The sequence below is a fragment of the Clostridium estertheticum genome, from assembly GCF_011065935.2.
GTDB lineage: Bacteria > Bacillota > Clostridia > Clostridiales > Clostridiaceae > Clostridium_AD > Clostridium_AD estertheticum_A.
On sequence record NZ_JAAMNH020000001.1, the window covers coordinates 4,738,660 to 4,760,633 of the forward strand.

15 protein-coding genes, 1 pseudogene and 1 riboswitch are annotated in these 21,974 nt (G+C 32.4%); of the genes and pseudogenes, 9 read left to right on the top strand and 7 right to left on the bottom strand.

Features of this window, described 5'->3' with window-relative positions; translation table 11 throughout:
- Positions 1-91: 91 nt before the first annotated feature.
- The gene (locus G9F72_RS22565) at positions 92-466 is read right to left on the bottom strand and encodes a desulfoferrodoxin (RefSeq protein WP_164959073.1); all 375 of its coding nucleotides are present in this window, start codon (positions 464-466) and stop codon (positions 92-94) included.
- 283 nt (positions 467-749) lie between these two features.
- Between G9F72_RS22565 and G9F72_RS22570 the strand changes: the two genes are divergently transcribed.
- Positions 750-953, top strand: a complete 204-nt coding sequence (locus G9F72_RS22570) for a hypothetical protein (protein WP_164959074.1) — start codon at positions 750-752, stop codon at positions 951-953.
- Positions 954-1,013: 60 nt separating this feature from the next.
- Here the strand turns inward: G9F72_RS22570 and G9F72_RS22575 are convergent, their stop codons facing one another.
- Positions 1,014-9,644 (bottom strand): GH36-type glycosyl hydrolase domain-containing protein, encoded by an 8,631-nt coding sequence (locus G9F72_RS22575; protein ID WP_318010964.1) that lies wholly within the window; start codon positions 9,642-9,644, stop codon positions 1,014-1,016.
- Between the two features lie 154 nt (positions 9,645-9,798).
- Positions 9,799-11,100 carry a M18 family aminopeptidase gene (locus G9F72_RS22580; protein ID WP_164959076.1) on the bottom strand — a complete coding sequence of 434 codons (1,302 nt, stop codon included), beginning with the start codon at positions 11,098-11,100 and terminating at the stop codon, positions 9,799-9,801.
- A gap of 174 nt (positions 11,101-11,274) precedes the next feature.
- Here G9F72_RS22580 and G9F72_RS22585 point away from each other — a divergent pair, with 174 nt between their 5' ends.
- The 5 genes from G9F72_RS22585 to G9F72_RS22605 all read left to right on the top strand — a co-directional run bounded on the left by G9F72_RS22585 (position 11,275) and on the right by G9F72_RS22605 (position 14,354).
- The gene (locus G9F72_RS22585; protein WP_164959077.1) at positions 11,275-12,462 is read left to right on the top strand and encodes a cation diffusion facilitator family transporter; all 1,188 of its coding nucleotides are present in this window, start codon (positions 11,275-11,277) and stop codon (positions 12,460-12,462) included.
- A 173-nt stretch (positions 12,463-12,635) separates the two neighbouring features.
- A complete protein-coding gene (locus G9F72_RS22590) occupies positions 12,636-13,196 on the top strand; it encodes a WYL domain-containing protein (RefSeq protein WP_202054888.1) in 561 nt (186 codons plus the stop codon).
- Between the two features lie 258 nt (positions 13,197-13,454).
- A complete protein-coding gene (locus G9F72_RS22595) occupies positions 13,455-13,661 on the top strand; it encodes a helix-turn-helix transcriptional regulator (RefSeq protein WP_164959078.1) in 207 nt (68 codons plus the stop codon).
- Position 13,662: 1 nt separating this feature from the next.
- Positions 13,663-14,115, top strand: a complete 453-nt coding sequence (locus G9F72_RS22600; protein ID WP_164959079.1) for a hypothetical protein — start codon at positions 13,663-13,665, stop codon at positions 14,113-14,115.
- A 14-nt stretch (positions 14,116-14,129) separates the two neighbouring features.
- The gene (locus tag G9F72_RS22605; RefSeq protein ID WP_164959080.1) at positions 14,130-14,354 is read left to right on the top strand and encodes a hypothetical protein; all 225 of its coding nucleotides are present in this window, start codon (positions 14,130-14,132) and stop codon (positions 14,352-14,354) included.
- Positions 14,355-14,728: 374 nt separating this feature from the next.
- On the opposite strand, the gene lysA is transcribed toward G9F72_RS22605, so the two are convergent.
- The gene (gene lysA, locus G9F72_RS22610) at positions 14,729-16,027 is read right to left on the bottom strand and encodes a diaminopimelate decarboxylase (RefSeq protein ID WP_164959081.1); all 1,299 of its coding nucleotides are present in this window, start codon (positions 16,025-16,027) and stop codon (positions 14,729-14,731) included.
- Between the two features lie 28 nt (positions 16,028-16,055).
- Positions 16,056-17,255: an aspartate kinase gene (locus tag G9F72_RS22615; protein WP_164959082.1), complete on the bottom strand. Its 1,200-nt coding sequence runs from the start codon at positions 17,253-17,255 to the stop codon at positions 16,056-16,058.
- A 146-nt stretch (positions 17,256-17,401) separates the two neighbouring features.
- A riboswitch (Lysine riboswitch) is annotated at positions 17,402-17,573 on the bottom strand.
- A gap of 281 nt (positions 17,574-17,854) precedes the next feature.
- Between G9F72_RS22615 and G9F72_RS22620 the strand changes: the two genes are divergently transcribed.
- Together G9F72_RS22620 and G9F72_RS22625 are read left to right on the top strand one after the other, a co-directional pair.
- The gene (locus tag G9F72_RS22620; protein WP_164959083.1) at positions 17,855-18,955 is read left to right on the top strand and encodes a PRK06851 family protein; all 1,101 of its coding nucleotides are present in this window, start codon (positions 17,855-17,857) and stop codon (positions 18,953-18,955) included.
- A gap of 173 nt (positions 18,956-19,128) precedes the next feature.
- Positions 19,129-19,479: pseudogene (locus G9F72_RS22625) on the top strand (asparagine synthase-related protein); the annotation flags it as partial.
- A gap of 413 nt (positions 19,480-19,892) precedes the next feature.
- Here the strand turns inward: G9F72_RS22625 and G9F72_RS22630 are convergent.
- Positions 19,893-20,552, bottom strand: coding sequence for a potassium channel family protein (locus G9F72_RS22630; RefSeq protein ID WP_164959084.1), 660 nt, complete (start codon positions 20,550-20,552; stop codon positions 19,893-19,895).
- A gap of 210 nt (positions 20,553-20,762) precedes the next feature.
- The gene (locus tag G9F72_RS22635) at positions 20,763-21,155 is read right to left on the bottom strand and encodes a tetratricopeptide repeat protein (RefSeq protein WP_164959085.1); all 393 of its coding nucleotides are present in this window, start codon (positions 21,153-21,155) and stop codon (positions 20,763-20,765) included.
- A 301-nt stretch (positions 21,156-21,456) separates the two neighbouring features.
- Here G9F72_RS22635 and G9F72_RS22640 point away from each other — a divergent pair, with 301 nt between their 5' ends.
- Positions 21,457-21,849 (top strand): hypothetical protein, encoded by a 393-nt coding sequence (locus G9F72_RS22640; RefSeq protein WP_164959086.1) that lies wholly within the window; start codon positions 21,457-21,459, stop codon positions 21,847-21,849.
- The last annotated feature ends 125 nt before the right edge of the window (positions 21,850-21,974 follow it).

Here is a 21,974-nt window from a genome sequence, read left to right on the forward strand (position 1 = left end):
TCTCATCAATGACTATAACATTATAAAATTTTAAAATGTCTTTTAACTATAATATTCCTATTTACTTAAATTGTCAATAGCAATTTAAATTTTATGCTTTCCAAAGACCATGTAAATTACAGTATTCGCGTGCGAATAACACTTCTTCATCTAATTTAAATTCTGCTACTGGTTTTTCACCTGGTTTTAAGTATTTTCTGTACACTTTATTTTCTGTATGTACTTCAATAAATTCAATATGATGTTCTTCTGTCATTGGATGCTCAACTGCTCCAACTACAACTCTAATTCCACCTTCTATTTTTTCTACTACAGGAACATGTTTTTCAACTGCTGCATCCTGAGTATTTTCACCTTTAAGTGTCATAGGCTTTCCACAACAAACTAAAGTTCCACCAGAATTATGAACCACTTCAACTATATTACCACATATGTCACATTTGTAAATTTGTCTTAATTCAGTCATTATTATTCCTCCTTTAAATTTAGATCACTATAACCCTAATTATAATCAGTTTAATCTATAATAATTATTTATTGATAACTACTATAACTATATATATTCTACATTTTATTTGATTCTCCTCTATTAAATTGTGAATTTTTAGTTACTAATATATTTTAATCTAAATTACTTAATTATATTCATTTAGAATTGCAGGTGATGATTTAACTAATATTACCTTCATTTTTTTCTCTCTTATTTGGAACACTATATTATATAAATATATAGGAAGGAAGTTATGAATATGAGCAAAAAAGAAATGAAAATGTATGCACCTCACCAAAGAGATTTCTATGAAAGAGAACCATCAGATATAAGATCTTATTCTGAAAAAGATTCTACTATGCTACCAGATCCTGTAACTGACCCTATAGTTTCTATGAATATATCTAATGTGGAATTTGACTATACCTATTACGGTGGCGAAGAACTTTTAGACGAAGATTAACTTTTTCTGGTACATGAAAATATAAAAACGGATAACTTTTTTTAAAAGTTATCCGTTTTTTTAAATTATAACCTCTACTTTATGCACTCCATCAATAAATGGAACCAACCCATCACTACATAAATTTCCATCAAGCCAAATACCTTTATCTCCCTGACGTTTAACCTCAATCACATATTCAAATTTATCTTTTTTATAAACAATCTCATATTGTGACCACTCCTCTGGAACGCAAGGTTCAATTGTAAATCCTTTTCCCTCTTTTAGTTTAAAGCCTAAAATAGCTTCTATTCCAGTGGTATACATCCATCCAGAGGTTCCAGTATACCAACTCCACCCTCCGCGTCCTGTATGAGGCTCTTTTCCATAAACATCTGCAGTCATTACGTAAGGCTCAGTTTTATATCTCTCACACTGAGATAAAGTTTTTGTATGATTAATAGGGTTTATCATATTATACAACTTGGTTGCTTTATTACCACTTCCAAGTTTAGCAAAGGCAAGAATTACCCAAGTTGCAGCATGTGTATATTGACCACCATTTTCTCTAACTCCAGGTACATAGCCTTTGATATACCCTGGCTCCAAAGCAGATTTGCTAAAAGGTGGAGTTAACAGTAAGATCATTCCGCTATCCTCTTTTATTAAATACTGTTCTAAGGACTTCATAGCCACTGCTGCTCTTTCACTATTTGCGGCTCCAGATATAACTGCCCAGGATTGAGCTAAAGAATCTATCTTACACTCTTCATTTTCAGATGAACCAAGTGCTTTGCCATCATCGAAATATGCTCTCCTATACCAATTACCATCCCACGCATTATCCTCTAGATTTATCCTTATATATTCTTGCATCTCCACATATCTCTTAAGTCTGCCCTCATCCTTTTTGTACCTACAAGCCTCAGAGAACTTCTCTAGTATATTATATAAGAACCAACCTAGCCATACACTTTCACCTTTTCCTTGGTTGCCTACGGTGCTCATTCCATCATTCCAATCTCCACTTCCCATTAATGGAATGTTATGCGGACCAAATTTAAGAGCTTTGTCTATCGCCTTAGTGCAATGCTCATATATACTACCTGTAAAATCTGCCTTTCCTGAAATGCTATATCTTTCATCTTCACCTTCCGCTAATGTTGTATCCATTAAATACTGGGCACTTTCCTCAAGAATATCAAAATCCCCTGTATTTTTTATATAATCCATAGTGACAAACGGCAACCACAATAAGTCATCAGAGAATCTGGTTCTTATTCCACTATCTACAACTGGATGCCACCAATGTTGCACATCACCTTCAATAAATTGTCTTGAAGCACTAAGTAGAATTTGTTTTTTAGTCATACTGGGCTCGAGTAAGCTCACAGGTATAACATCCTGAAGCTGATCTCTAAATCCATAGGCTCCACCGGATTGATAAAATGCAGTTCTTGCCCATAGTCTACACACTATAGTTTGATACATTAGCCATCCATTAAGCATTAAATCCATACTCTTATCTGGAGTCTTAACCTGTAGTGTATGAAGTAGTTTCTCCCAATAATCCTTCACCTTTTGTAATTCAGTGTCCACTCTTTCAAAATCTTCGAATTCCACAATAGCTTTAGAAATACTTTCTAAATCCTCATTTTCTCCTAGAATAGCTACGAGTTCTATCTCCATATTAGGCTCTAGATGGATTTTTGACGTTACTGCTAGACATGGGTCTAAACCAGCGCCTACATTATTGGAAAGCCTCACTCTCTTTAGTGCCTGTGGCTGTTCTACGCTTCCTCCTCTACCTAGAAACTCACCTCGGTCACCAGTAAAGCTTTGGTTCTCACCGCCAACTAATTTTAAGAAAGCATTTAATTTACCAAAATTTTGACTATAAGTATTTGTAGCATATATATATTTCTTTTCTTCATTTAAATAAGTAACAATGTGCTGAGCAGTATGCTCTCTTACAACACCCATTACAATCTCTGCATAATAGGTTATACTTAGTTCGCGAGCTATATCACTATTATTCACAAGTTTTATTTTGCACAGCTTAAGGTTATGCGACCTAGGCACAAACATTGTTACACTGCCCATAATTCCACAAGCCTCATGCTTAAAAGTTGAATATCCAAAGCCGTGCTGGATTAAGTATTCTCCAGCATCCCTTATAGGTTTAGGTGTAATACTCCACACATTCCCCTGAATATCATCTCGCAAATATATAACTTCTGATGGTTCATCACTTATCCAATCATTGGACCAAGCAGTAATTTTATTCTCCCGACTATTACCCTGCCAAGTATAAGCTGATCCAGATTCTGACACGTGGAACCCAAAATCACCATTTGAAATTACATTTATCCAAGGTGCTGGTGTATTATTAAAATCTTTAAGTAGAATGGTGTAATTTTCATTTTCTGTATCAAAACCTCCTAAGTCATTGAAATACTCTAATGGCTTAATATCAAACTTGTGAGGTTTAAAAGTAAACTTATTTTCTGTCTTTTTCAAAAATGGTTGTTTTTCTAATTTCTTGTTGTTATTTCTAATTTGAGATACTAACATCCCCTTGGAGGAATCTATCACTATTCTAGCTATAGCTATAAAAAGATCTATATCTTCCTCCCTTATAGTTGCGTTATTAAGTATAAAGAGTCCCCCTGGTTTATTTTCTTTATCTCTTAAGTGACTACTACCCACCAAATTTTTAATATCAGCTTGTAACGGTTGATCATAGGAGGTCTTTTGAAGATTTATTATTACCAAATCAACTCTTAGTCCTTTAAGGCCCAAGTATTCATGTGCATTTACAAGTTGGCGCGCTAAGTCTCTATCTTTACTCTCCCTTGCTATAAGCAACATTATAGGTAAATCTCCTGAAATACCATATCCCCAAAGAGTGGATTGACCAGTCTTTACCTTTTTTATATATTCTCCTCGTTCTTTAAAAGTAGAATTTAAAAACAAAATTTTAGAAGCCATTACTTGGTACAAATTTGCTTGGGTTGATTTTATACCTAAATATTTCATGTCTACCTGAGTTTGACTCCAAGCTAGGTCAAATACTCTATTTACATTGTGAAGTTCACTATATTTTTTTGCTAAACTCAGTACCTCTGCTTTACTATTGGCTATTGCTGTAGTGAAGGCTACAATACAAGTTTCACCTGGTTTCACCTTAACTCTTCTTCTTAAACACACTATAGGATCGAGCACTGCCCCCACAGTATTAGTCAAAAGTGAGTCTCTTTTCATGGCTCTAGGATGTATTATATTTTCACCACGGCCTATGAAATTTTCTCTGCTAGTCTCATATTGAACAGTCCCTATGGTAGCTCCAAACGTTGCAACAGTTTGCATAAGCCAAGGTTGCAGCTCACCCTTAGCTCTTGGCCTTCTAGTTGCCAGGATACAGCTAGGATTATCTACATATTCTGTTTTCACGAATAGATTTCCAAAGGCTGGATGCACTATATCTGCATCATAATGAGCTAGAGTTACTTCTAAATAGCTAGTTATTTCTAAACTTTTACTCTTAGTACCATGATTTGTAATGGATAATCTTCTTACCTCTGAGTCATCCTCTGTAGACACAGTAATTTCCATGCGAGTAGTAATATTATTATCGCCCCTTGTAAATTCAGCTTTGTCTAAGGCAAAGGTTACTTCATAACTATCCCCTTCACTTTTACAAGGTTCATAAGCCGCACTAAAGTATTCATTCTCATCCACGTCTTTGATATACACGAACATGCCTGTATTATCTTTTGTCACATCTTCCTTCCATCTATAAATCATAGTTCTATCTCTTGAAGCATACCCTGACCCACTATTAGAAATCATTAAGGAATAGCTTCCATTAGAAATTAAATGAGTTTCTGGCGATTCTGTTTTTGCTGTAGTATATTTTCTAACTATAATCTTTTGTTTTCCCATAGTAGTCCCTGATACATTAAATTTATGTTCTCTATCATATACAACCCTTTTAGATATTTTTTCTTGAAGCAATAATTCCGTAGCTTTAACCTTTGGTAGGCTATGAAATCTTTTTTGAAGTATATTGTTTAATAATACATTATCTATTGCCATTAAGCTCATTCCTTCATGATGAATCATAAAACACTTAATAATAGCTTTAGATTCTTCACTAGGTATTCTATTTTTAGTATAATCTGCCGCTTCATAAAAGCCATAAGTTCCCTCTAAGCCTTCACTTGCAAGTCTACGAAGATTATCATAAGCACCTCTAAAATCAGTTTGAAGTGCCATCACTGTAGAATATGGTGAAATAACCAATTCATTTGCAAGTCCTCGCTTTAAGCCTACTCCAGCTATACCAAATGCCTTATATTGATAATTTAAATTCACATCGAAATTATAAAATGCAGATTCAGAGATTCCAAAAGGCACTCCTTTATCATCACAATATTTCTTTTGTGCCTGAATTACAGCTTTATAAGTTTCATCTAGCATTGTTCCCTTATAATTTTTCATTATAAGTAGGGGCATCAGGTATTCAAACATAGTTCCACTCCAAGAAACTAATCCCTTACCCTTCCCCATAAGAGTCATGGATCTACCAAGCACAAACCAATGTTTCTTAGGAACATCTCCTTTTGCTATGGCAACAAAGCTAGCCTGCCTTGATTCAGATGCTAATAAATCATAATAACTCTTACCTAAATTATCATTCTCTACGTCATATCCAATACTAAACAATTCCCTATCTTTGTCATATACCATTTTGAAATCTGTAGCTTCAGCCATAAAGTTCAGTCTTTGTTTCAAGTTCTCAATGCTACTAATAATCATTTGAGATTTCTCTTTTGTATTTTGTAAGGATATTTTCAATTTTTTTAGATATTCATCACTAGTAGGCTTAGCATTTAACATATTTAATATTTTACTTATTTTTTTTGGAATAGCATTTAAAGCTGTGTTTTCTAACAAGTTCCTTAAAGAATCACTAATCTCTAAATCAATGTTTTCTTCCAAGGTAATATGAAACCAAGGAAAAAATTCATTTATTTCCTCTAAAAATCCTTCTATATCCTCTTTAAGCTTTTTATTCCAATATAGTCCTTTATATGCTTCAATTTTTTCTGTTTCTTTAATCTTAACAGATAAGTTCACAAGCATATTTTCCCAGGATTTAAAATCTATTCTATCATTGTTTATGTCTCCTATGGCGACCTGATATAATTCCTTTGTTCCTGTGGCTTCTTCTATTTCCTTACTAGCTAGCCTCAGGGTGTCCCGCAGGCCTCGAGCTTGCATGTGGTTAAATATTGGAACACATAAATAATCCTCCAGTGCCTGTGATACCACCCACAGGTAACCAACTAAATTCCCACTATCCACAGTGGATACGTATCTTGGATAAAGCGGTGTTTTAGTTTTAGTGTCATACCAATTATAAAAATGACCTTTGTAAGTAGCCATATCTTCCATGGAAGTCATAATTTTGCCTATTCTACTAACAGTGTCTATGATTCCTATATATCCTAGATCATAGGCAACTATATTCGCGGTAAGGCCCATACCCAAATCCGTTGGAGAAGTTCTATGTGCTACTCCATTAGGCGGGTCTTCTTGATAATTATCAGGTCCAAGCCAATTGTTTTCGTCGTTAATATAATCTTGGAAGTAAGCCCAGGTTTTTCTACTTATTTTCCTTAAAAATATCATTTCTTCTTCCTTTATTTCAAAGGTTTCAAGCACTTTATCTTTACTTATAAAATAGGCAAATAAAGGACTTAATAGCCATATGGTACAGGAAGGTATACTAAGGATACCAATGCTTACCCCACTATTAAATGCTAGAAATAAAATCAAAAGTGAAACTGCACTACCCATCCACATAAAAGATATAAAATTTTTAAATCTTTTTCCAAGTTTCACCTCCACGTCTGCTGCCGTCTGCCACTCTAATAAATTCTTCTTGCTAATAATCAACCTATATAAAGTTCTAATTATGGCATCTAGCATCAAGTATGCTTGAAAAGGTATAAAGCAAAAAATCAAAAACACCTGTTCTATACCCATCTTACTATTTTGAATTTTGCCTGATAAACTTATACCAATAGCAGGAGATACTACAGCTTCTGTTACATCAAATAGTACAGGTGCTAAAATCGCAACAAAAGCTGTAATAAACCATTTATCCGTGCCATCAGGCAATATCCCTCCTAAAGTAAGTATAAGCAAAATTGTAATGGCGGGAGCGAGTAAGCTTCTCCTCAGGTTATCTAATATTTTCCATTTAGACATTTTATTTAAAGGTGAAGTACTTTTAAGCCAAGGTAATAATTGCCAGTCTCCTCTAGTCCACCTATGTAGCCTCATGCAGCTAGAGTTGTAATAAGCTGGGTATCCATCTATAAACTCCACATCCGTTACTAAAGCAGTTCTAACATATGCACCCTCTAATAAATCGTGGCTTAAAACAGTATTTTCAGGTATCTCATCTTTTAACATATAATTAAAAATATCTACATCGTAAATTCCTTTTCCAGTAAAAATCCCTTCTCCAAATAAATCCTGATATACATCAGACACAGCGGTAGTATACATATCTATGCCCGTTTCACCAGAAAAAATCTTTGAAAACAGTGTTTTATTTGCGCTAAGAATTGAAACTCCAATCCTTGGTTGCATAAGCCCATAGCCTCTGCTCACATTTTTTTTACTATAATTTATAACAGCATTATTTAGTGGATGCGCCATAGCACCTATTAATTTCTTAGCAGAGTCCCTTGGAAGCTTTGTATCTGCATCTAAGGTAATAACATATTTAACAGACCTAAGCGTCTCTGCATTGTTACTAATTACATTGTAACTGGTATTTTCACTACCTCGAAGAAACTCATTAAACTCCATAAGCTTTCCACGTTTTCTTTCCCAACCTATCCACTTATTTTCACTTTTATTGTACTGCCTTAATCTATTTAAGAAGAAAAATATTTCTTTCCCTTTTTTACAATACTTTTTATTTAGTTCTTCTATGGCTAAGAGCCCTTTACTCACTACTACTTTATCGCCTTCTTCTTCCTCCGTGGCACTGTCCTTAAAATCTCCAAGTAGTGCAAAATACAAATTATTTTGGGAATTGGCTAAATAGTATATTTCTAAGTCACCTATTAACTCTTCTACCCTAGAAGGATTATTGAGTAAGGTTGGGATTACTACAACTGTACTATATCTCTCTGGTATCACTTCTTTAAAATCCATTTTAGGAATAAAAGATGGCGAAATTAAAACACTTACACTCCAGTTGAGAATTGATATTGCTATTTCGCTACAAGGCACTAATATCACAATTATAGCTATAACATATCTCCATAATGTTATATCCTTATCATACAATAGACTAAATACAATAAATATACATATTATTAACATTGTGAATGCAATAATAGTACCTATATATAAATTTTCTCTATTCTTTTTAGTAATATTTTCAAACCAGCCTATACCTGTATTCTTGTATCCTATTTTTTCCTTCAATTCATTGATTCCTTCATCTACCAAATAATACCCAACGTGTTGTTTATAGGTATTGGTTTCTGATGCCCCACTTTGTTTGCAACATTCAATAAGTTTTTTTGCTATATAGGATTCAGGAAGCTTTGTATGTTTGTGTATCTTTTCTATTTCATGCCTATAATTATCTCTTGACTTAAAATCCATCTCCCCATAAATACAAGCTGGATCCTCCCTTAAGATACTTTCTACAGAACTTAGTTTTTCGAAATATTTTTTCCAATTCAAACCTTCAATGACTCTTATGCTATTAATAGAATTACCCATAGATATTTCAAAATTAGCCTCTATTTGATGCTCTAAGGAAATGATTTTTTCTGAACTTGTTTCAAGTGCGGAAAGCCTTTCATCTATAAACCCATAAATTTCTTTTGAATCAATGCCATTATCCCTGAGTAGTTTCAATAATCTTTCTGTAAAATGAGAATTAAATGTAAGCTTTTCACTATTTAATATAGATACCGCATTTGCAATTTTACCTTCATTGAAACTATTAATTAATCGCTCTGCAACCAGTTCCGCTTCTTTTTTATCCCCCTCTGCTTTACCAATTTTCTCAGTTATCTTACTAATATTTTGAATTAATGCTATTCGTAGCATAATAGGAATAGCCCATAGTTCACCACTGGTAAGTAAGGTATTCTTTTGATAAGCCCTAATAAAGTTTGCAATAATACTTTCATCAATTCTACCATCAGTGTGGGATACTATTTCAATAGCAATATGATAAACCCTTGGATATCCCTTCATAACTCCTTTATATATGACTGGTAGGTCATTATAATATGTTTTAGGCATATTATGTTTTATACTCTTATACTCCTTTTCTACCAAGTAAAGATTATCCAAAAGCCATTCTGCCGCAGGTACTACAACTCTTTTATTTCTTCCTTCCTTATATATGTTTTCGTAGCCATTTAATATCTTTTCATAGCTTCTATCTAAATTACTAATAAGCTTTTTCTTGCAATTAGTATTCCTGATATCAGAGTAATGACGTGCTATTTCAGAGGCATGTTTTTCTAAATCCTCTCTATTTACATTTATGGTTGGAATATCCTTTAGTAAATTTTCTTCTCGGTAATAATTCAGATTTTTCCTTACCACTAAGTAAATTAAAACACCTATTACGGCTATTGCCCCTAATGTAATTTGCAGCACTATAACCACCCCTTCAACACTTTTTTGCTAATTATGTTTATAAATATTTAGGACTAACTTAAATTATTATCTCCAACTAACCGATTAATTATTAGTAAAAATAAGAAAAAGAACTCACAATAAATCATTGTGAGTTCTTTTTCTTATTTTCCTACTAAATTTTATAAAATTCTTGGAAGGATCTTGTAACATAAGTATGATCTGTTACTCCACCTAGTTCTCTTATAGAATGCATAGCTAGAGTTGGACTTCCCATATCCACTGAGCGTATATTTAAATGAGTTGAAGATATTGGTCCTATAGTTGAACCTCCACGGGCATCAGAACGATTTACAAATTTTTGTACTGGCACCCCTGCTTTTTCGCAAACTAATTCATAAACTGCATCAGAGTTACTATCAGTAGTGTAGCTTTGACTAGCACTAATTTTTATAACTGGACCTTTATTAATATAAGGCTTATTTGTTGGGTCATTCTTTTCAGGACTGTTAGGATGAACAGCATGTGCATTATCTGCAGATATTATAAAGGATTTAGAAATAGCTCTTAAAAAATCCTCTCGATTTTTACCCTGTGATATTGTAATTCGCTCTAAGATGTCAACTAACATATTTGAGTCAGCGCCCTGCTTAGTTGCACTCCCAACTTCTTCGTTATCAAAGCAAACCATTACATTTGTTGCCTCTACAGCCGGCACTTTAGCTAGTGCTCTTATACCTGCATGTACCATGGCGAGATCATCTAATCTTGAACTTGAAATAAATTCATTATTTAACCCTATAATTGATCCCTTTTCATATTCATAAAGAAATAAATCAAAATCTATAATTTGTTTATTTTCTACAGATAATTCACTTGCAATGGCACTCATAAGATAATTATTTTTTTCTAATTCTTCACTCACCATTGCCAGTAGCGGCAGCGTATCCTTTTGTTTATTTAGTTCAATTCCAGTATTTATATCCCTATTCATATGGATAGCTAAATTTGGAATTATCATTATTGGCTTGTTAATATTCACCAGCCTTGTTTCTGGATATAGAATATTTTCACTTCTTAAAGTTACCCTTCCAGCTATAGCTAGTGGTCTATCCATCCAAGTATTTAATATTGGTCCACCATAAACCTCTGTGTTTAACCTTACATATGTATTGTCTACTATCATTTCTGGTGCGGGCTTAATTCTAAAGCTAGGTGAATCTGTATGCGCTCCAATAATTTTAAAGCCAGTTTCTTCGATTTCTCCACGTCCAACTACAAAAGCAGTTATCGCAGAATCATTTTTAGTCACAAAATATTTTCCGCCTTTTACAAGGTTCCACTTTTCTTCTTCTTTAATTTCCACAAAGCCTTCACTGCATAAATCTTCTTTAGCCTTTGCTACAGCATGAAAAGCTGTTGGACTATCATAAATAAAATCAATAAGATTTTGGGCAAATTCTAATTCACTATTCATATATATTCCTCCAATGCATATTGTGGCACATAAGCACTTTGCTTATCCCCTTCACTATTATAACAAAAGTTTTGGTATTATTCCTATAAATTCTAAATTAATGCTATAATTAATTGTTAAATGAGTGTTTAAAAATCAATTTCTTAAATTATACTGATATTCAGAGGTGAAAATATGTTATCAAAATTTTTAATTTCAAAATTCGTAAAAGATTATGCAAACATTAATAATAAAAAAGTACGAGATGCCTATGGTTACCTAGGCGGCTTAGTTGGAATTATAGTAAACTTAATGCTTTTTATTACAAAACTAATTATAGGAGTACTATTAAATAGTATAGCAGTTACTGCAGATGCCTTTAATAATCTTTCAGATGTAGCTTCTTCAGTTATTACAATTCTAGGTTTTAAACTAGCCAATAAACCACCAGATAAAGAGCACCCCTTTGGTCACGGAAGGCTTGAATATATTTCTGGACTTTTAGTTTCCCTTTTAGTAATGCTAGTTGGTATTGAGTTTATTAAAACCTCCTTTGATAGAATAATTCATCCCTCAAAGGTGATTTTCACCCTCATACCCTTTATATTAATATTGATATCTATAGGATTTAAAATTTGGATCAGTGGATTTAATAAGACCCTAGGTAGAACTATAAAATCTTCTGCCCTTGAAGCTTCCTCCTTTGATGCATTAAGTGACGTAATTAGCTCGAGCTGTGTTGCATTATCACTACTTCTTTCTAACTGGATTGACTTTCCTATAGATGGATACATAGGAATACTAGTATCCTTTATAATAATATATGCTGGTTTTTCACTTATTAAAGATACTATGAATCCCTTGCTTGGTGAAGCTCCTGATATGGAACTCGTAAAAGGACTTCAAGCAAAGTTACTATCCTATGACCATATTACTGGTGCACATGATTTAGTTATCCATAACTATGGACCCAGTAGATGCATGGGATCTGTTCACGCAGAAGTTCCCTGTGATATTTCTATAGTTGAAATCCATGAGATTATAGACAAAGCTGAAAAAGAAATTTCAGAGGAATTTGACATACATCTAGTTATTCACATGGACCCTATAAATACAGATGATGAAGAGGTTAATGCCTGTCGTTTAGAACTTTTAAAGGCATTAGCATATTTTCCTATAATAAAATCAATCCATGATTTTAGAATTGTAGGTAGCGGTGAATATAAAAATTTAATCTTTGATGCTGTAATGGATTTTAACCCTAGCTTTACAGCAAGTGATGAGTCTAAACTAGGTGAGGAAATTAATATTGAACTCAAGAAACGTTGCCCTCAGTATAATGCCTTGATGACATTAGATAGAGATTATTTGGGGGTTGTATAAAGAGAAAAAAGTATATATTACTACAAATGCATTCACGACCCTAAGTAATTCTAAAATTTATTTTAGAATTACTAAAGCGAAGGGAATGCATTTTACGTAATATATACTTTTTTTGCGCTTTAGATCATGCTTTTTTATAATATATCAACAGAATAAAAGATCGCGTTGATTTTTTGTCGGTACATCAACAAGAAGAAATCCCATTTTTAAAACAGCTGTTAGATGCAGCAATTAAACAAGATGTTATAATAATTAGTCATGATAAAAATGGAATAACTAGCACTAGGAGTATTCAACCCATTGGAATTTACTCAAATGAAGGAAAGTGGTATTGTCCATCTTATTGTTTTTTATCTAAAGATTACAGGGTCTTTAGATGTGACCATATAAAATCTGTAGATCTTGATTCAAATACGAGTCCTATTGACTTATCCAATATTAATTTAAAGAATCGCTTTATTATCCACAATGATACTAAAGAAACTTTTGAATTATATGTGGAGTTAACTAACAAAGGTGTAGAAAAATATCTATCTGCAAGGTGGCCAAATATTGAACTTACTAAACGAGAAGATGGTTCTGGATTTTTGAATGGTAATATCTCAAAACACGATATTAGCTTTTTTTCTGATTACTTTATTACATATAGTAAAAATGCAATTATCGAAAAACCTTATGAGTTAATTGAATGCCTAAAAGAGGAACTAAATATAATTTTAAACCAGTATAACTAATAAAATATGGATAAGCATCTTATGTAATTTCATAAGTCAGCTCATATTGCAATGCACAAACGAGAAACCTATCTCATGATATAATTTTTTTTAGTGCAAATTAAAGATTATTTATGAAATTTTTAGCAGTGGACATTCCACTGCTCTTTTTTTTCCCAAAATAAATCTTGTATTTTTGCAAAGCTCGCTTGACATTTAATGCAAAGCATACTATACTTAAAATGCAAAGTAAACATTGCAAAGGAGAGATAAATCCAGATGAAAACATGTATTCAGGAACTGCGAAAAAAACATAAGTTATCTCAAGAAGAACTGGCATTAGCAGTTGGTGTTACAAGGCAGACAATCACATCCCTTGAGTGTGAAAAGTATACAGCATCACTTGTCCTTGCATACAAAATAGCAAAATATTTTAATTTGAAAATTGAAGAAGTTTTTGGTTTTTCAGAAGTGGAGGAGTTATAAAATGGAACAATATAGAAATATATTAAATAAAAAATTAACACTTATGACAGTATTCACCGTACTTGCCGCTACCTTTATTGTCTTAACTGGAGTTTTTGTAAATAAGTCAGCAAGTATTAATGAAGATATTTCTGATATGATACATGGGTTTCAAGTTGGGATCTTCATAGGTCTTCAGGTTACCATGATAATATATATTGCAAAATATAGGAAGGCATTAAAAAACGAAAATGAATTAAAAAAACTCTATATAAAAGAACATGATGAGAGAATAAGACTTATTAATGATAAAATCAGTGGCGTAGGTTTTAATTTTTGCTTAGTTGCAATAACAACTGCTATTATTACGGCTGGATTTTTCAGTCAAATTATTTTTTTAACTTTACTTGGTGTTCTAACTTTTATGTGTCTGGTAAAAGGATCCTTAAAAATATATTATAGAAATAAATTTTAGGAGTTGTTTTCTTTATGGAAAAAGGAAATTTTAATAAGTATTTAAGTATTGGTGTAATTATTTTTGCAATAAGACCACTATTAATGGGTTCTTCAATACAATTACCATGTTTCATTAATGGATTAATTTTAGGAACTGGTTTTTCATTTACATTAATTGGTATATATTCTATAAATCACGATATTTCAAAATTGAAAAATCAAAAATTGTTTTTTATTAAAAAATGTTTTAATAAATAAACATCGAAATTCCATTTAGAAATTCTTCTTTTGCAAATATAAAATTCTCGTGAGCCTGCCAGGAGGATTAAGAATTAATAATTGTTATCCCCCCCAGAGACCCACCCAGAAGGCTGCTTAAAATAAAATAAGTATGAAATTTCTACGTAGTGACTTGCAATACGAAACGCAGAAACTATTGAAATTTGATTTAGAAATTCTTGTTTTGCTCATGTAAAATCCTCGTAAGCTTGCCAGGACGGCAAGCTAGCGAACCCGAGCCAGGACGGCGAGTGTGAGCGCTAGAGGATTTTACATTAGCAAAACATTAGAATTTCTTAATCCAAATTTCAAGTTATTGCAAGGCACGCAGTAGAAATTTCATACTTCGTTCCTTATAAGCACACTTCATTACTAATCATGTCTTTGTAAGTTTGCCTTTTGCATATAAGTCTATGCCTTCCCTCACTTACTAAAACCACTGGAGCCTTAGGTATTTTATTATAATTACTGCTCATTGAATATCCATAAGCCCCCGTTGAAAGTACCGCAATAAGATCTCCACTATCAACCACTGGTAATTTTACACCCTCTAATAAAATATCTCCACTTTCACAGCACTTACCTGCTATTGTAACTACTTCAGTACAAGGCTCACTAGTTCTATTGGCGAGCAGGCATTGATACTGAGCATTATATAAGGCGGGTCTTATATTATCTGTCATACCGCCATCCACTGCCACATATTTCCTAACATCCGGTATATCCTTTATAGCTCCTACAGTATATAAGGTAATTCCTGCATTAGCTATAATAGACCTCCCTGGCTCTATAACAAGCGTAGGAAAATGTATTCCATACTCTGTGCACTTAATCTTAGCTTCTTCAAGTATAACTTTGCAGAACTCCTCTATTTCTTTTGGCTCATCACCTTGATCATAATAAACACCAAAGCCTCCGCCTAAATCTAATTCTTCTATATCATAGCTAAATTTTTCTTTAATATCTTTAATAAAAGACATCATTATGCCCACAGCATCTCTATAAGGTTGTAACTCAAAAATTTGAGACCCTATATGACAGTGTAGTCCTGCAAGTTTTATATTTGAAAGGCTTAAAGCAGTTTTTATAACGCTCTCTAATTCATTATTTAATGCAGTAAATCCAAACTTCGAATCAATTTGTCCAGTTTTTATATACTCATGAGTATGAGCTTCTATGCCCGGAGTCACTCTAAGAAGAACCCGTTGCATAATGCCTTTTTCCACTGCCTTTTTATTAATAATTTCCATTTCATGAAGATTATCTACTACAAAAGTTCCTATTCCAAGTTCTATTGCCATTTCAATCTCATCCAATGTTTTATTATTACCATGAAAATATACCTTTTTTAATGGAAAATCAGCCTTATAAGCAGTATATAATTCTCCCCCTGAAACTACATCTAAATATAGTCCTTCACTTTTTACAATTTCACACATTGCGATAGTTAAAAATGCTTTTCCCGCATAAGCTACCTTATTCCCATCTCCCTCACCTTTAAAAGCTTCTCGAAACCGTCTGCAATTATCGCGTATAAGCTTCTCATCCATGACATAAAGAGGGGTACCGTATTCCTTAGCTAGAACCTGTGCGCTAACACCTGCAATATTCAATCTATTATTTTCAGCCACTATACTACCAAAAAATCTCACATAAATCCCTCCTTCTATATTTTTTCAATTATAGATTAAATTCCTTTGCAATAACATGTATAGCCTTTAATTTGTCCTCTGTTTTAATAGCACAGGTGATTCTTATTTCTGAAGTAGTAATCATTTTAATCTCAATATCGTTTTTGCTAAAAACCCTAAACATTCTAGCTGCTACTCCAGAGGTCGTTTTCATACCAAGACCCACCATTGAAAATTTAGTTATATCCTCATCAACTATAACTCTATTATCTACTATTAAGTTATCTATAATTTCTAAACTATCCTTTAAGTTTTCTTTAGGAATTGTAAAGGATACATTAACCTTTCCATCTATAGGTGATGTTTGACTTATCATATCTATATTAATTCTTTTGCTCCCTATAGTTTCAAATATAGTGGCCAATATGTTCACATCTTTAGGTATCCTCTGAAGAGTTACTGCCACGTCCTCATCACTAGTTGCTATTCCTGTTACTGGTTTGCTTTCCATATCCATATTTTTAACCTCCCGAATTACAGTTCCGACAATGTCACTATTACTTAATCCCACATAGATAGGTATTCCATATTTTTGAGCAAGCTCTATAGACCTTGAATGCATTATTTGAGCTCCCAAACTTGATAGTTCTAACATCTCTTCATATTCTATTTCATCTAATTTCTTAGCCTGACTATATGACCTAGGATCTACACTATATATTCCGTCCACATCCGTATATATTTCACAACTTCCACCAAGCTTCACGGCCATTGCTACAGCAGTGGTATCTGAACCTCCTCTGCCTAGGGTGGTAATATCACCTTCTCCATTTATTCCTTGAAAGCCAGCAATTATTATAATTTTGCCTTCTTTTAAGCTTTTTTTAATTTTCTTATCATTTATATCTTTAATTAATGCTTTACCATATTGTCCGCTAGTCTGAATACCAATTTGATGTGCAGTATAACTTATTGCATCATATCCTAAAGCCTTAATCGCCATGGCGAGTAGTGCACTTGAAATTATTTCTCCTGTTGATAATATAGCGTCGAGTTCCCTCTTATCTGGTTCGTCTGTTATCCCTTTTGATAGTGATATCAAATCATCTGTAGTTTTACCCATAGCAGATACCACTATAACTAAATCTGTATTTTCACTTTTTCTTTTTACTATATTTTGTGCAATACCTTTAATTTTCTCTGTAGTTCCTACAGAGGAACCTCCATATTTTTGAACAACTACTGCCATAACTCAATCCCCTTTTTGATCTTTTTTTATATTCACATATAAACTACTAATATTTTTAAAAATACTAATGCATGGTTTCAAAAAAAATAAATGCAGCAAAGGAACACCTTTGCTGCATAAAATACATGTTTTTATACAAACTTCGTGTACCTTGTAGCTCTCCACTGAAAAAAATCAGTGACAATTATACACATATTATGTGCATAACCAGAAAATATTTTTACAAAATATTTTCTTCGGCTATAGCTCCTTTTCTTATTCCTCCTCGCCTGTCAGCTCCAAATAAGTACTCTTAGATATAGCACCTCTACCCTAGGTAGTTTACTTTTTAAATTAGTTACTAGTCTATCACAGTATGTTCATAAGTACAAGTATTTATTATAAATGTTCTTACTAAATAGTTTTTAAATTATATTAAAATTAATGCCATTACTTCCGAGGAAATAAATTTAAGTTATCTCTTTGCTAATTTAGATATGAATGCTCTCCCTCTTATAATTTATTAATGCAATTATACTACATATTTTACAAATAATTATAACCAATTGTACCATCTCTGAATATTATATATTGATATGATGATATGGAGTGTGATATTAATGCAAGGTACTATTAAAAACATTTTTCCTGGTGGCAATACTTCAAGGGGCTTCTATTCCTTCTATAGGTATATACTAGGTCAGGATGAAGCAAGAAGAATAATATGCATAAAAGGAGGCCCTGGGACAGGTAAATCCTCCTTAATGAAAAAAGTTGGTAAATACTTCAATGAAAAAGGCTACGACATAGAATACCATCACTGCTCTTCTGATAATAACTCACTAGACGGATTAGTTATTAAAGGACTTAATGTAGCAATACTTGATGGAACTTCACCTCATGTAGTGGACCCCATAAACCCTGGAGCTGTAGATGAAGTTCTAAACATGGGAGATTGCTGGAATGAGGAAGGCTTTAAGAAATATAGGCATAAAATAATCGACATAAATAAAAAAGTTGGTAAAACTTTTAAAAGAGCCTATAGATTTTTCGGAGCAGCTAAATTAGTTTATGATGATTGGTATACCTATAATAGTGAAGCCTTGAACATTAATAAGTTAAACCTACTAAAAGAAAATCTAAAAGAATCACTATTTACTACCTCGCCATCTAATGTAGGCAATGATAGGCATTTATTTGCTACAGCTTTTACACCTAATGGCATTGTCACCTATATTGAAAACTTGTGCGCAGATTATAAGAAAATTTATGTGTTAAAAGGCGGTCCTGGTACCGGCAAGTCAAATGTATTAGAATTCTTATCTGATGAAGCCTTAAAGAGAGGCTACTATGTAGAAATTTTCCATACGCCCCTAATTCCTGAAAAAATTGAGCATATATTAATCCCTGACTTAAATGTTGCAATTTTGACCTCTAATGAAATAAATAATTTAGATTTAGCGGGTACTGTAATTGATATGAAGGACTGTTTAAACCTAAATACCCTTGAGAAGAATAAATCTGAAATGGAATATGATGCAACTGAGTTTTTCACACTTTTAAACAAGGGTTTAGCTACAATAAAAGAAGCTAAAGTTCTACATGACGAACTTGAAACTTCCTTTGTACCAAATATGGACTTTTCTAAAGTGGACGAGGTACTTACAAAGGTTATTAGCAAGATAGATGGATATGAAAAAGATTATTTAAATAACAGATAAACTTCAAGGAGCTGTGGTTATCCACAGCTCTTTCATTTAATGCACAACTCTTTGCACCTTAATGCACATGTTTTTGCAATTAAAGCACAATTTTAGTTGAATTACATAAGATAAATATGAATATATGTTATTTGATTTTAGGAGATGTTAAAATGTGTGGCATTACAGGATGGATCCCTATGGATATGAAATATTATAAAGGAAGATAAAAAGGATTACTAAGGGAAGCTCTTACAGATTTACTTCCAGGCGATGTACTTTGGAGGAAAAAGAGTCCTTATCCAAAAACCCATAACCCTAGTTACACTATTGCAGTCCAAAAGTGGATGAATCTCATATTAAAGGATAAATCTTCGCCAATATTGCAAATTATAAACAATGAAAAAGTTCAGGAAATAGTTGATTCAGGTGGACGCGCCTATGGTAAGCCTTGGTTTGGCCAACTTATGGCAGGGCCTCAACTTATTGCATATTTGATTCAGGTAGATACTTGGCTTAGGGAATATAATGTGATTTTAGAGTAACACAGAGACCATAAAACTAACAGAAAAGATTCTAGAAAAAGACACTGTTGAATTTTTTTTCTACAGTGTCTTCTGTGCTTAATCTCTTTTAAGAAATATCATTTATAATAAATAAAATAATATAAATATTCTCTCGTGGTATTCTCTGGAATTTCATTGCCATTGGCTAATAGCTTGTTTTTTCTTTTCATATAAATCTTTTCTAACTCATTTAGAGGCGAACTAACTAATAAATAATATAAACACTTCATTTTGAAGTGTTCTTAGTGGATTTTATATATGAAAAAATTAAAGCAAGTGTGAAACTCACCTTGCTAATATCATATTGATGCCATATAAAATAAATAAAAACATTAATGTATAGCCTATCTCTGTAATTACTCCACCTATAATCTTTTTACTTGTCATAATATTTACCCTCCAATTATAGATTTCTCTACATCATTCCTTTTATCTGCATTTGTGATAATAAGTACTTTATCGCCTTCTTTTATATCTACGCAGCCCCTTGGAAAAATTACTTTCCCATTTCTTATTAATGAAAGTATTACACATTCCTTAGGTATCTTTAACTGGCTAATAGATTTATCTTTCCATGCACTTTTTTTATCTATTTTTGCTTCTATTAATATCATTTCTCCTTTATTTATACTTTCTATTATTTTTAATGGTTCGCTATTAAATTCCCCTTCTATCAAATTACAAATCACTTGTGTACTGCACACAGTCTTACCTACGCCCAGCGCCTCGAAGATTGCTATATTTTTAGGATTGTTAACTCTAGCTAATGTTTCATTAATATTAAAATTCACTTTAGCCATCTGACATATTACCAAGTTTTCCTCATCTTTTCCAGTTACTGCAGCTACTACTTCAGCTTCCTCTATACCAGCATCCTTTAATACTTCAATATCAGAACCATCTCCACATATTACATCTACCTCAAGTTCTTCAGCAATCTTTTCACAAATTTTTCTGTCTTTTTCTATTAACACTACTTGATGTTTTTTTTCTTTTAATGCTTTAACAAGGTAATATCCTACCTTTCCACCTCCAACTACTATTGATTTCATCTAAGTTTCTCCTTCATTATCGCATTTACTAACTTTTATTTTACGTATTTATCCATTATTACCACATCATGGCCGTCACTTGACAATTCCATAATCATTTTTCTTATTTTTGGAGTCTCTGTAATGGGCTTGTACAGCTAAAGTCTTTAATCCAACACTTTAGATATATCTTCAATTGTAAAAAAACTAAATAACATGTTCATTTTTAACTTATTCATTTTTTTTTAAATGTCCAACATGCATTTCGTTGTATTCAATAAAATATGAATTTTGATGCTCTATCTCATTGTTATCTCCATAGTCTATACTTTTTTCATTAAATATATAGAAAAATGATGTTAATTTTTCTAAATTATTATCTGATGGTTTGTAAGTTGGATCAAATACGAGCGCTGCTCCATAATATTTACATGCCAAGGACACATCACCTTTATATTCTGAAATAATTCCTAGTAGATTGTATACTTCTGCAGAATGGTCATTTTCAAACATAGCTGCTTTCAGACACCTATATGCTAGATCATATTTATTTGATTTTATTGCATTAATAGCTTCTTTTACATTATTATGAAAAATTTTTTTTTCATTACAAATTACTAACATATAATCACCTCAAATTATTCTTTAACTTAATATAATATATTATATTATATCAAAACCAGTATATATTTGACATTAAGAAAGCATAAATGTACGTGCTCGCGTATAAAGATTGTGTTAAGATTTTATAATTTTATTTTTAGCCCATGCAGTTGTTTTAGTCTGCAAAGCCTCGCTCTATCGTTGCACACTCAAACGAATGCACTGATGAGCTCTAAGACTTTTCCAAAGATTTAAAGGCTATTTACAGTACACAAAAATGCTCCCCTTTCTAGCAACAGATTTTTATTAAAAGTGGACTGACATGAACAGCCCAATACTATCTCAAGGAGCCTTAGAAATATATATAAAAAACGGCATGTTTGATGATCATATGAAACAACTAGTTACTTTATATAACGGTCGCATCAATTGCTTGAAAAATACTTTATTAGAATATAAACATCCAAGTATACACTGCAATATTCCTGAGTCTGGGTACTTTGGTTGCATTTATGTAAATGGTTCTTTAAAATATGATAAAATAGTCGCTTGCCTACAGAACAAAAATATAAGAATATTTAATACAAGTGAATGTTTCCTCAAAGAATATAAGTGCAATAATTATTTCAGAATTACCATTAGTGAAGTAAATGAAACACAAATAATTAAAAATATTCCTATAATACTTGATGTTATTCAAAAAAACTTGGATTAATATCTTGATGAGAATGAAGAGCTTTAACATGATACCCATAATCCCTATAGATAAATGTTTAGCTATAAGTCTTATCTATTGGTGAACTTAAGAAATATAAAGTATAATAACAATTGAATTAAATT